Here is a 12,119-nt window from a genome sequence, read left to right on the forward strand (position 1 = left end):
CAGGTCCACGCCCTCCTCGATCTGCACCCGGTACCGGCGCAGCGTCCCGCTGGTGCCGGTGACCTTGCCGGAGGCGGTCGGGGCCGGGAAGGTCGGGTACTCGACGCCCGAGACGTGCTGGACGACCCGGATGACCTGGCAGGAGTAGCCGAACTCGTTGTCGTACCACAGGTACAGGATCGCGTTGTCGCCGTCGACCTTGGTCGCGCCGGCGTCGACGATGGAGGCGTGGCGCGAGCCCACGAAGTCCATCGAGACGGCGTCGGGGGCCGTGGTGAAGTCGATCTGGCGCTTCAGCGGCGAGTGCAGCGAGACGTCGCGGAGGTACTCCAGGACCTCGTCGCGGGTGGTCTCGCGGCCCAGGCGCAGGCTGAGGATGGCGATCGAGACGTCCGGGACGGGGACGCGGATCGAGCTGCCGGTGATCGGGGCCTTCAGCTCCGGCAGCGCCTTGGCGACGGCCGAGGCGGCACCGGTCTCGGTGATCACCATGTTGAGCGGCGCGGAACGGCCGCGGCGGTCGGCCTTGTGGTAGTTGTCCAGCAGGTTCTGGTCGTTCGTGAACGAGTGGACGGTCTCCACGTGACCGCGCAGCACGCCGTACTCGTCGTCCATCGCCTTGAGCGGCGGGACGATGGCGTTGGTGGTGCAGGAGGCGCAGGACAGGATCTGCTCGTCCGGCTTGATGGTGTCGTGGTTGACGCCGTGCACGATGTTCGGCACGTCACCCTTGCCGGGCGCGGTCAGGACGACCTTGTCGATGCCGGGGCGCAGGTGCTTGGAGAGGCCCTCGCGGTCGCGCCACTTGCCGGTGTTGTCGATCAGGATGGCGTTCTCGATGCCGTACGCCGTGTAGTCGACCTCGGACGGGTCGTTGGCGTAGATGACCTTGATCGTGTTGCCGTTGGCGACGATCGTGCCGTTCGCCTCGTCGACCGTGATCGTGCCCTGGAACTGGCCGTGGATCGAGTCCCGGCGCAGCAGGGAGGCGCGCTTCACGAGGTCCTGCTCGCCGCCGCCGCGCACGACGATGGCGCGCAGGCGCAGGCCGTTGCCCGAACCGGCCTTCTCGATGAGGAGGCGGGCGACGAGGCGGCCGATGCGGCCGAAGCCGTAGAGGACGACGTCCCGGCCGTCACGGCGCTCGATCTTGTTCTCGCCCGTGGCGCCGGCGACGGCCTCCGCGGTGAACTCCTCGACCGTCAGGCCGCGCGAGTCGGCCTTGTACTCGGCGGCGAGCATGCCGATGTCGATCTGCGAGGGGCCGAGGTCGAGCGTGGTGAGCGTCTGCAGGAAAGGCAGCGTCTCGGTGACCGAGAGCTCCTCGCCGGCGATCTGGCGGGCGAAGCGGTGCGTCTTGAGGATGCTGACGACCGACTTGTTCACCAGGGAGCGGCTGTGAACGAGGACGGTGACGTCCTGCTCACGGTGCAGCTTCCCGATGATCGGGATCATCGACTCCGCGATCTCCTCACGGTTCTTCCAGCTGGTGAACGAGTCATCATTGACAGTCACAAGAGTTATCTTTCGAGCTAGACGGCGCTCATATGGTAACCCCCGGCTCCTTCGGCCCGGCAAGGGGGGCCGAACGGGTGTCCGCGAACTCACACGTCCGGGTCGCCGGTCGGCCGCCGGCCGGCCGGGGCCGCCTCACCGGAACCGGTCCGCGACCAGCCGGCGCAGCTCGGCGGCGGAGCCGGGCGCCAGCCGGTACACGCCCTGGAGGCCGTTCGACCGGGTCAGCCTCCCGTCCTCCACGTGCTTGAGGGTCCGCTCGCCCCGGCGGGAGGTGAAGGTCAGCCGCTCCAGCAGGTCGCCGGGGACGACCGTGTCGAAGGAGAGCGGGGAGCCCGGCGGACCGAGCAGCACCTCGGTGACGGCACCGGTCTTGAGGGTCCGCCAGTCCATCAGCTTCGCGTAGTCCTCGTCGGCGAGCTCCGGCCCCGCCTCCTCGTACGGAAGGATCCGGGACACCTCCATCGCCCCCAGCACGTGGAGCCGGGTGCGGTGGGCCCGCACCGGGTGGACCGTGTCGCCGGGACGCACCCCGGCCCGCAGGAAGCTCGGCAGCGAACCGTACGGCCCGCCGAAGAGGATCGTCAGCCGCGCGCCCTCGTGACCGGAGCGCTTCAGCTCCCGGCACAGGGCGTCGGTCCACAGCGTCGTGTAGGAGTTCGCCATGGCGGCACCGTAGGACCCGCCACCGACAACGCCCCGCCCCTCACGCGAAGGCGTGGGCCCGGAACGCCTCGCGGACCCGGGCCAGCGGGGCCGGGTCGCGGGTCAGGTACAGGCGGTTGGTCAGGAGGACCGCCCAGCGGGCGCGGGCGGGGGAGACCCACATCGCCGTGCCGGTGAAGCCGAAGTGCGCCCAGACGTCGTCCTCGGGGCCCGTGCCGGGAGCCGGGTGCCAGAGGAGGCCGCGCGGCGGGTCGAGCGTCCCCGTGGCGACGCGGAGCGAGGCGGCCGTCCAGGCGGCCGGGAAGGTGCCGGGCGGAGGGGACAGGACCGCCCGCAGGAAGCGGCCGGTGTCGCCGGCCGTGGTGAAGACGCCCGCGATCCCGCACGCCCCGCCGAGGAGACGGGCCGAGAAGTCGTGGACCGTGCCCCTCAGCCGGCGGCCGGTCTCCTCGTCGTACTCCGTCGGCGCGCAGCGGGCCGCCGCCCGCGGGGGCAGCGGGCCGTAGCGGGTGTCGCGCATGCCGAGCGGGGCCCAGACCCGCTCCTCGGCGAGCCGGGCGAGCGGCCGGCCCGTCAGGTGCTCGGCCAGCCAGCCGAGGACCAGCGCCGCCCGGTCGGTGTACGCCACGGCCGCGCCCGGCCGGTGCCGCAGCGGCTCGGCGAGCACCCCGTCCCGCACGTCCTGCGGATCGGAGCCGTACAGGAAGCGCAGGTTGGCCCGGAGCGGCATCCCCGCGGTGTGGGTGAGCAGATGGCGGGCGGTGACGTCGCCGACCGGGCGCCCGGCCGCCGCCGGCCAGTACGCGCCGAGCGGCGCCGACAGGTCCAGCTTCCCGGCCTCCACCAGGGTGCCCACGACCCCCCACAGCGCGAGGATCTTCGTCAGGCTCGCCACGTCGTAGAGGGTGTCCGGACGGACCGGCTCCGCCGGCCGCGCCGGGTCCGGCACGCCGACCGCCCCCGCGGACCGGGTCCCGGCCGCGTCCCCGACCGCCCACACCGCGCCCGGGCACACGCCCTCCCGGACCGCGCCGGCCAGCAGCCGGGCGTAGGGGGGTACCTCGCTGCGCTCCGCCACGGCACGCCTCCGCAGGATCGGTGCAGCCCGCCGGGGTACGCGGCGGGGCCGCGGCCCGAGCGGGCCGCACGCAGGCATGCATGCCCTGCCGGGCCCGGGAGGACACCCTTCCGGAAGAACCGGCGGGCGCGGGCGGTCAGTTGCAGACGACCTCGTCGCGCGGGGTGTAGTGGGTCTTGAAGGTCTCCCGCTTGACCTCCTGGCCGCCGTTCTTGAAGACCCGGTCGACGGCGATGTCGAAGCCCTCCAGCGGCTCCTGCGGCACGCACTTCTCGCCGGTGGCCTCGCGCTTGCCGGGCTCGGTCACGTTGGTGCGCGGACCGGCCACCGCCTCCACGGAGTCGTACTTCTTCGTGCCGTAGAAGGTGATGGTGACCGAGGAGTCCGTGGCGCTCGCCGCGATGTAGATCGGCTTGTCCGTGTCGTTGCGGAACCGCTGGTCCAGGCTGCCCCAGGCGACGGTCGCCTCCCGGCCGGCCGGGTAGCGCTCGATGTAGAAGGAGTGCGCGCCGTACTCGACCGGCTGCACGCCGGCGAAGAAGACCGCGTTGAAGACGGTGGTCGCCACCGCCGACACCCCGCCGCCCGGCGCCTCCTGGTAGCGGCCGTCGAGGATCATCGTGCCGTCGACGAAGCCGTTCTCCTCGGTGCGCTCGCCGACCGTCTCGTTGAAGCTCCAGATCTCGCCGGGCTGCACCAGCGAGCCGTTGATCAGCTCGGCGGCCCGGCCGATGTTCACCGTCCGGTAGGGGGCGGTGGGGAAGTTCACGGTGAAGGTGGACATCTGCTCGGTGATGCCGAGCTTCGCGAGGTTCGCCGTGCTCACCTGGGGCTCGGTGACCTTGGTCGCCACGGAGGCGGTGCGGGCGGCGGCCCCGGTCCGGGTGAGCAGCGGGTCCACGGCCTCGCCGAGCGCCCGCGAGGTCACCTCGCGGCCCGGCTTCCCCTCCCGCACGACGACGACCTTGCCGTCCCGCACGCCGAGGGTGCCCTCCACCGGCGCGCCCGTCATGGCGGCGAGCGGGCGGGCGACGTCCGGGTCGCGCAGCAGCGCGGCGGAGTCGAGGGAGCCGGTCAGCCGGCCGTTCTCGTCCTTCACCGTCAGGTGGTCGCCCAGGGTCTCGGGGGAGATGCTCAGCCGCTGGTCGCCCACGGAGAGCGTCACCGGCCCGGAGACGGCCGGCTTCGCGTACGCGTCGAGGAAGCGGTCCAGCTCGGCGGCGGCCAGCTTCGGCGGGGTCACCGACACCGGCAGGACCACGGCGCCGGCGCCGGGGGCCGCGGGGTAGGCGGCCCGCAGGGCCTCGGAGGCCTTCGCGGTGTCCAGCTTCTGCCCGGCGACGGGCCGGGTGGCGACGGCCTTCCCGTCCCGGAAGGCGACCGAACCCTCCTTGACGGCGCGGTCGTTCCGCTTCGCCAGCGCGGCGACGGCCGCGTCGGTCTTCGCCGCGTCCCGCGTGAAGACCGGCTCGATCTCGCGGTCGCCGGAGGAGAAGAGCCGGCCGATGACGGTGAACGGGTCGCGGGACGGGTCGGCGGCGCGCTCGGCCGTCGCCTCCGCGTCGACGGTCAGCCCGGCGGCGGCCGGCTCCACGCTCTCCGTCCGCTCGCCCACCTTCACCGGGATCGGCGCGGTCCACGCGGCCGGGGCCTGGGCCCGCAGCCGCTCCGCCGCCTCGGCCCTGCTCAGGCCGCCTATGTCGACGCCGCCGGCGCGGGTGCCGGCGGATATGTCGTCGCCGGTGGTCACCAGCCCGGCCACGTACAGCCCGCCCGCCGCGACGGCGACCACGCCCGTCGCGATCACGGCCGCCCGCCACCGTGGGCGGCGGGCGCCGGAGGGCGTCGGGGCATGGTCGGTCCTGGGGCGGGGCACGCGTTCTCCCGGGTGCGTCGGGGACAAGGGGATCCCCACGACCGTACGCCGAAAGAGTGTCAAATGCACATAAAGCATGTTTGACCTGCGGCGATACGCCCCGGAACCGCTCCGCCACACAGGGTGCGGGAGCGGCCCCCGGGCCCGTGCCCGCGGGCCGCCCGGCCCCGCCGATATCCTGTCCGGATGCCCGCCGCCGCCCAGCCCGCGCACCCCGAGCCGCGCCCCGGCCAGGACGCCCGCCCGTCCTCCGGCCCGGACGCCGCCCCGCACCCCGGTCCGGACGTCGCCCCGCCCTTCGGCCCGCGCCCCGACGCGGACACCGGTCCGGACGCCGGCCCGCACCCGGCGGGCGGTGTCGGGCCGCGGTCGGTGGAGCGGGCGCTGGACCTGCTGGACCTGGTCGCCGACGCCGGCCGGCCGGTCGGCGCCAAGGCCCTCGCCCGGTCGCTCGGCTGCGCCCTGTCGACCGTCTACCACCTGGCCGGGCCGCTCCTCGCCCGCGGCCACCTCGTCCGGACCGCCGAGGGGTACGCCCCCGGCCCCCGCGTCCCCGCCCTGCACCGCGCCCACCTCCGCCACCACGGCCTCGGCGCCCCCACCGGCGAGCTCCTCGGGCGGCTGCGCCGGGCCACCGGCGCGGAGGCGTACCACACCGCCTACCGCGACGGCCTGATCACCGTCGTCGACACCACCGCCCCCGTCACCGACACCGCCCACCCCTTCGCCCCCGGCCCGGAGGTCCGCGCGCACGCCACCGCGCACGGCAAGGCGCTCCTCGCCGCGCTGCCGCGCGCCCGGCGCCGCCGCTACCTCGCCGAGCACGGCATGGCCCGCTTCACCGAGCGGACCATCACCGCCGCCGAACGCTTCGAGGCCGAGATGGCCGCCGTCCGCGGCCAGGGGTACGCCGTCTCCGTCGGCGAGGCGGACCCCGCGTACACCTGTCTCGCGATCGCCGTGCCCGACCGCGGCGACGGCATCGTGCACGCCCTCTCCGTCTCCCTGCCCACCGCCGGCTTCGCCCGCCGCCAGGGTGCCGTCCGGGCCGCCCTCGTCCGCGCGGTCCCGGACTTTCCGGCCCTGCCGGAATCCTGAACCGCCCGCCTGGCCCCGGCCCACCCGCCCGGCGCACCCTGACGGCATGATCTTCATCGCCGTCCGCTTCACCGTCCGTCCCGACCGCGCCGACCAGTGGCTCGACCTGGTCGCCGACTTCACCCGCGCCACCCGCGAGGAGCCGGGCAACCTCTTCTTCGACTGGTCCCGGAGCGTCGACGACCCGAACGTCTACACCCTCCTGGAGGGCTTCGCCGACGACGAGGCCGGCGCCGTCCACGTCGCCTCCGACCACTTCGCCGCCGGCCTCGCCGCCATGGCCGGGGCCGTCGCCACCACCCCCGAGATCATCAACGTCCGGACGGAGCAGCGGGGCTGGGGCCCGATGGCGGAGCTCGCGCCCACCGAGGGCTGACCCCTCCGGGACCCGCCCGCCCGCCTGGTAGGTTTCGCCGCACAGTACGGGCGGGCGGCGGGCCCGGGGCCGAGGGGAGAAGCGGCAGATGGCGGTGAGCGGGCGACAGACCGGCAGGCCCACCCTGGAGGAGGTCGCGGCCCGGGCCGGAGTCGGCCGCGGCACGGTCTCCCGGGTCATCAACGGCTCCCCGAAGGTCAGCGAACAGGCCAGGGCCGCCGTCGAGAAGGCCGTCGCCGAACTCGGCTACGTCCCCAACCGGGCCGCCCGCGCGCTCGCCGGCAGCCGCACCGACGCCGTCGCGCTCGTCGTCCCCGAGACCGAGGCCCGGCTCTTCGCCGAACCGTACTTCCTCGACATCATCCGCGGCGTCAGCAGCGAACTCGCCTCCGCCGACAAGCAGTTGCTGCTCACCCTGATCCGCAGCGACCAGGAGCGCCAGCGCTTCGAGCAGTACCTCGCCGCCCAGCGCGTCGACGGCGTGCTGCTCGTCTCCGTGCACGCCGACGACCCGCTGCCCGACCAGGTCCGCGCCCTCGGCCTGCCCGCCGTGCTCAACGGCCGCCGCCGCGAGGACGAACCCGTCGCCTTCGTCGACTCCGACAACACCGGCGCCGGCCGCGCCGCCGTCGCCCACCTCGCCGCCGCCGGCCGCCGGCGGATCGCCACCGTCACCGGCCCCCTCGACATGTACGGCGCCCGCTGCCGCCTCGACGGCTACCGCGAGGGCCTGGCCGAGGCCGGGCTCCCCGCCGACGAGGCCCTCGTCGCCGGCGGCGACTTCACCGAGGAGGGCGGCCGCCGCGCCATGCGCGCGCTCCTGGACCGCGCCCCGGACCTGGACGCCGTCTTCGCCGCCTCCGACGTGATGGCGGCCGGCGCCCGGGCCGTCCTGCGCGAGGCCGGCCGCCGGGTCCCCGAGGACGTCGCCCTCGTCGGCGTCGACGACTCCGCCGTCGCCCGCCTCATGGACCCGCCGCTCACCAGCGTCCGCCAGCCCATCGAGGAGATGGGCCGCACCATGGCCCGGCTGCTGCTCGACGAGATCGCCGCCCCGAGCGAGCCCGACGACCAGCCCCGCCGGATGCTCCCCACCGAACTCGTCGTCCGCGCCTCCTCCTGAGCCCCGCCCCCGGCCCGGCCCGGCGGAATCCCGCGCCCGCGTGTCGTTCGGGTGATCCCAGCGGGCGCCCCGGGCGCGCGTGGGTTCGAATCGGGACATGGCTTCCTACGACCGGCGCACAGGCGGCTCCCGGCGACCGCCCAAGGCCCGTGACACCTGGTGGTACGCCGCCGTGGCCGGTGAGGCCGCGGGCTCCTTCAGCACCCGGGTCCGCACCCGGACCCGGCGCGCCTGCCTCGGGGCCGTCCTGCTGCTCACCCTCGTCTACGCGGGCCTGGTGCTCACCGCCACCGGCCGCCGCTGGGGCGACGCCGCCGTCACCGGCCGGCGCGCCGACACCCGCCTCGCCGCCTTCCTGCGCGACCACCCCTCCCTGCACGGGGCGGCCACCCTCTCCCTCGTCGTCGCCTGCCTCGTCCTCGTCGGCCTCGGCCTGCTGCGCAAGCGGTACGCCCTCACCGGCGCCGCCGCCGGAGCCGTCGCCGTCTCCCTCGCCGTCACCGGACTGCTCCAGCGGTACGCGCCCCGCCCCCGGCTCGTCGACTCCGCCGGGGCGCTGGTGCCCAGCGGCTTCCCCAGCGCCACCGCCACCCTCGCCTTCGGCGTCGCCTTCGCCCTGGTCCTGGTCGCGCCCCGGCACTCCCGGGGGCTCGTCGTCGGCGCCGCCACCCTGTGGGCCGTCGTCCTCGGCGCGTACTCCGTCGCCGTCGGCGACCACCGCCCCGGCGACGTGATCTCCGCCGCCCTGCTCGCCCTCGCCGTCCAGTGCGGCCTGATCGCCCTCCTCGCCCGCCGCGGCAAGGTCCGCCCCGGCCCCCGGGACGGCACCGTCCTGCGCGGCCTGCCGGCCACCCTGCCGCTCGCGCTGCTCGCCGCCGGCGGGCTCGCGGCCGGCTTCCTGCTCCTCGGCGACACCCTCGGGCTGCCCGCGACCGCCCCCTACGACCCCGGCGAGCTCCGCCTCGCCCACCGCTGCGGCCAGGCCCTCGCGGCCGGCGTCGGCGCCGCCTGCGGGCTCGTCCTGCTGGCCCTGGTCCGTCACGTCGACCTCGACGGCGGCCCCGCCGCGTACCGGCTCGGCGGCCCCTTCGTGGAGGCCTCCGGAGTCCCCGATCAAGGAGAGCTCGTGGGGCCCTTTACGGAGAACCGCGATCACGAGATATCTTGATGTCGAGCAATCTCGCATACGCAGACGTGGAAGCGGAGCACCCGGTGACTGACTCGACCATCATCTACACCCACACCGACGAGGCGCCTGCCCTGGCGACGTACTCGTTCCTGCCCGTGATCCAGGCGTACGCCTCCACGGCCGGCGTCACGGTCGAGACGCGTGACATCTCGCTCGCGGGCCGCATCATCGCGAGCTTCCCCGAGTTCCTGGAGGAGGGCCAGCGCATCGGCGACGCCCTCGCCGAGCTGGGCGAACTGGCCAAGACCCCCGAGGCCAACATCATCAAGCTGCCGAACATCTCGGCCTCCATCCCGCAGCTCAAGGCCGCCATCGCCGAGCTCCAGGCCCAGGGCTACGCCCTCCCGGACTACCCGGACGAGGTGCGGACCGAGCAGGACCAGGACGTCCGCGCCCGCTACGACAAGGTCAAGGGCTCGGCCGTCAACCCGGTCCTGCGCGAGGGCAACTCGGACCGCCGCGCCCCCGGCTCGGTCAAGAACTACGCCAAGAACCACCCGCACCGCATGGGCGCCTGGACCTCCGAGTCCAAGACCGAGGTCGCCACCATGGGCCGGAACGACTTCCGGTCCACCGAGAAGTCCACGGTCATCGCCGCCGACGGCACCCTCCGCATCGAGCACGTCGCCGCCGACGGCACCACCACCGTCCTGCGCGAGTCCGTCCCGGTCCTCGCCGGCGAGGTCGTCGACGCCTCCGTCATGCGCGTCGCCGCCCTGCGCACCTTCCTCTCGGAGCAGGTCGCCCGCGCCAAGGCCGAGGACGTCCTCTTCTCCGTGCACCTCAAGGCCACCATGATGAAGGTCTCCGACCCGATCATCTTCGGCCACGTCGTGCACGCCTTCTTCCCGAAGACCTTCGCCAAGTACGGCGAGGTCCTCGCCGGCGCCGGCCTCTCCGCCAACGACGGCCTCGGCACCGTCCTCAAGGGCCTGGAGTCCATCCCGCACGGCCTCGGCGACGAGATCAAGGCCTCCTTCGAGGCCGAGATCGCCGAGGGCCCGGCCCTCGCCATGGTCGACTCCGACAAGGGCATCACCAACCTGCACGTGCCGTCCGACGTCATCGTCGACGCCTCGATGCCGGCCATGATCCGCACCTCCGGCCACATGTGGGGCCCGGACGGCCAGGAGGCCGACACCATCGCTGTCCTCCCGGACAGCTCCTACGCCGGCGTCTACCAGGCCGTCATCGAGGACTGCAAGGCGAACGGCGCCTTCGACCCGTCGACCATGGGCTCCGTCCCGAACGTCGGCCTCATGGCGCAGAAGGCCGAGGAGTACGGCTCCCACGACAAGACCTTCGAGATCGCCGCGGCCGGCACCGTCCGCCTCGTCGACGCCGACGGCAACACCGTCCTGGAGCAGGAGGTCGCCGAGGGCGACATCTTCCGCGCCTGCCAGACCAAGGACCTCCCGATCCAGGACTGGGTCAAGCTCGCCGTCACCCGCGCCCGCGCCACCGGCGACCCGGCCGTCTTCTGGCTCGACGCCGAGCGCGCCCACGACGCCCAGCTGATCGCCAAGGTCGAGCGGTACCTGCCGGAGCACGACACCGAGGGCCTGGAGATCAAGATCCTGTCCCCGGTCGAGGCGACGAAGTTCTCCCTGGAGCGCATCCGCCGCGGCGAGAACACCATCTCCGTCACCGGCAACGTGCTGCGCGACTACCTGACCGACCTCTTCCCGATCCTGGAGCTGGGCACCAGCGCCAAGATGCTGTCGGTCGTCCCGCTGATGGCGGGCGGCGGCCTCTTCGAGACCGGCGCCGGCGGCTCCGCCCCGAAGCACGTCCAGCAGCTCGTCAAGGAGAACTACCTCCGCTGGGACTCCCTCGGCGAGTTCTTCGCGCTGGCCGCCTCCTTCGAGCACCTGGCCACCACCACGGGCAACGCCCGCGCCCAGGTCCTCGCGGACACCCTGGACCGCGCCACCGGCACCTTCCTCAACGAGGACAAGTCGCCGACCCGTCGCCTCGGCGGCATCGACAACCGCGGCAGCCACTTCTACCTCGCCCTCTACTGGGCCCAGGAGCTGGCCCGGCAGACCGACGACGCCGAGCTCGCCAAGGCCTTCGCCCCGCTCGCCGAGACCCTCGCGGCCAACGAGCAGAAGATCGTCGAGGAGCTGAACGCCGTCCAGGGCTCCCCGGCCGAGATCGGCGGCTACTACCAGCCCGACCCGGCCAAGGCCGCGGCCGTGATGCGCCCGTCCGCCACCTTCAACGAGGCCGTCGCGTCCCTCGCCTGATCCGGCACCCGACGCGCGCCCGCCCCGGCCGGAACCCTTCCGGCCGGGGCGGCCCCGTCGGTGGCGCGTACGCCATCCGGGTGTGACCCTGGAGGGCATGAGCTGGGCATCTTGGACGACCGCCGGTGTCTACACCGGGCGTGGTGGGGTGCTGACCGTCGAGGGCGGAATCGTCACGGGCGACCTGACCGTGCACACGACCTTCGCCGACGGTGAGGCACGCGTGGCCGTGCAGTACAGCGGCGCCTCCGACTGGTTCACCATGTCGGGAAGTCCCGTCCCCTGTCCTTCGGAGGAGGAGAGCCGCGAGCTCCACGACGCCGTCGTGGAGGCCGTACGGGAGGGCCGCGGGGCCACGGTCCCCCGCCTGCCCCATCCCACCGGCTAGCCGCCGGGCCCGCGGCCCGGTCCCGTCGGGCGCGTCCCGTCGGGCGCGACCGGGCCGGAGAGAAAGTGTTATCCCCGCCCCGCCCACGGGTCTCCACCACGACGGGACTCGGACCGGGGACGTAAGGGAGCACCATCCATGCACAGCGACGAGCAGCGCACCACCGCCCTGGTGGAGGCGGCGCGCGCCGGCGATCCGCACGCCAGGGACGCCCTGGTGCGCGCCTGCCTGCCGCTCGTCCACAACGTGGTGGGGCGTGCCCTCGACGGGCACGCCGACACCGACGACGTCGTCCAGGAGACCCTGGTCCGCGCCCTGGACGGGCTGCCCGGACTGCGGGACCCGGCCCGCTTCCGGTCCTGGCTCGTCGCCATCGCCATGAACGGGGTGCGCCGCCGCTGGCGGGAACGCCGGCAGGCCCCCGTCCCCGGCCTCGACCACGTCGCCGGCCTCGCCGACCCGGCGGCCCAGTACCCGGACATCTTCCACGCGGAGATCGCCGGCAAGAACGCCGCCGAGGTCGTCGACGACCAGGCGTGGCTGGCCGACACCTTCATCCCG

At 74.2% G+C, this 12,119-nt stretch carries 11 protein-coding genes; 7 read left to right on the top strand and 4 right to left on the bottom strand.

Annotation, left to right across the window (positions count from 1 at the left end):
• The 4 genes from AB0E83_RS33360 to AB0E83_RS33375 form a co-directional block, all read right to left on the bottom strand.
• The coding region (locus AB0E83_RS33360) for a glyceraldehyde-3-phosphate dehydrogenase (RefSeq protein ID WP_362120226.1) at window positions 1-1,515 on the bottom strand (1,515 nt) is incomplete at its 3' end.
• Window positions 1,516-1,650: 135 nt separating this feature from the next.
• Window positions 1,651-2,181: a hypothetical protein gene (locus AB0E83_RS33365; RefSeq protein ID WP_362120228.1), complete on the bottom strand. Its 531-nt coding sequence runs from the start codon at window positions 2,179-2,181 to the stop codon at window positions 1,651-1,653.
• A 40-nt stretch (window positions 2,182-2,221) separates the two neighbouring features.
• A complete protein-coding gene (locus tag AB0E83_RS33370) occupies window positions 2,222-3,259 on the bottom strand; it encodes a serine hydrolase domain-containing protein (protein WP_362120230.1) in 1,038 nt (345 codons plus the stop codon).
• Between the two features lie 136 nt (window positions 3,260-3,395).
• Entirely contained in the window at window positions 3,396-5,066 is a 1,671-nt protein-coding gene (locus tag AB0E83_RS33375; RefSeq protein WP_362120231.1) for a VanW family protein, read from the bottom strand.
• A gap of 255 nt (window positions 5,067-5,321) precedes the next feature.
• Between AB0E83_RS33375 and AB0E83_RS33380 the strand changes: the two genes are divergently transcribed.
• From AB0E83_RS33380 to AB0E83_RS33410, 7 genes are all read left to right on the top strand, one after another.
• On the top strand, window positions 5,322-6,233 hold the full coding sequence (locus tag AB0E83_RS33380; protein WP_362120233.1) for an IclR family transcriptional regulator C-terminal domain-containing protein: 912 nt from the start codon (window positions 5,322-5,324) through the stop codon (window positions 6,231-6,233).
• 46 nt (window positions 6,234-6,279) lie between these two features.
• Window positions 6,280-6,609 carry a putative quinol monooxygenase gene (locus AB0E83_RS33385; protein WP_362120235.1) on the top strand — a complete coding sequence of 110 codons (330 nt, stop codon included), beginning with the start codon at window positions 6,280-6,282 and terminating at the stop codon, window positions 6,607-6,609.
• An 88-nt stretch (window positions 6,610-6,697) separates the two neighbouring features.
• Entirely contained in the window at window positions 6,698-7,732 is a 1,035-nt protein-coding gene (locus tag AB0E83_RS33390) for a LacI family DNA-binding transcriptional regulator (protein ID WP_362120237.1), read from the top strand.
• 97 nt (window positions 7,733-7,829) lie between these two features.
• The gene (locus AB0E83_RS33395; protein ID WP_362120239.1) at window positions 7,830-8,900 is read left to right on the top strand and encodes a phosphatase PAP2 family protein; all 1,071 of its coding nucleotides are present in this window, start codon (window positions 7,830-7,832) and stop codon (window positions 8,898-8,900) included.
• Between the two features lie 44 nt (window positions 8,901-8,944).
• Window positions 8,945-11,170: an NADP-dependent isocitrate dehydrogenase gene (locus AB0E83_RS33400; RefSeq protein WP_362120241.1), complete on the top strand. Its 2,226-nt coding sequence runs from the start codon at window positions 8,945-8,947 to the stop codon at window positions 11,168-11,170.
• A gap of 97 nt (window positions 11,171-11,267) precedes the next feature.
• Window positions 11,268-11,558: a hypothetical protein gene (locus tag AB0E83_RS33405; protein ID WP_362120243.1), complete on the top strand. Its 291-nt coding sequence runs from the start codon at window positions 11,268-11,270 to the stop codon at window positions 11,556-11,558.
• A 138-nt stretch (window positions 11,559-11,696) separates the two neighbouring features.
• Window positions 11,697-12,119: sigma-70 family RNA polymerase sigma factor (locus tag AB0E83_RS33410; protein ID WP_362120245.1), on the top strand; the 423-nt coding region annotated here is incomplete at its 3' end.

Origin of the sequence: Streptomyces sp. NPDC035033, assembly GCF_040636735.1 — a bacterium.
GTDB lineage: Bacteria > Actinomycetota > Actinomycetes > Streptomycetales > Streptomycetaceae > Streptomyces.

Bases quoted from the DNA above. Each gene is read 5' to 3' on its own strand.
- AB0E83_RS33405 (WP_362120243.1), top strand. From the start codon at position 11,268: ATGAGCTGGGCATCTTGGACGACCGCCGGTGTCTACACCGGGCGTGGT.
- AB0E83_RS33390 (WP_362120237.1), top strand. From the start codon at position 6,698: ATGGCGGTGAGCGGGCGACAGACCGGCAGGCCCACCCTGGAGGAGGTC.
- AB0E83_RS33385 (WP_362120235.1), top strand. From the start codon at position 6,280: ATGATCTTCATCGCCGTCCGCTTCACCGTCCGTCCCGACCGCGCCGAC.
- AB0E83_RS33395 (WP_362120239.1), top strand. From the start codon at position 7,830: ATGGCTTCCTACGACCGGCGCACAGGCGGCTCCCGGCGACCGCCCAAG.
- AB0E83_RS33380 (WP_362120233.1), top strand. From the start codon at position 5,322: ATGCCCGCCGCCGCCCAGCCCGCGCACCCCGAGCCGCGCCCCGGCCAG.
- AB0E83_RS33365 (WP_362120228.1), bottom strand. From the start codon at position 2,181: ATGGCGAACTCCTACACGACGCTGTGGACCGACGCCCTGTGCCGGGAG.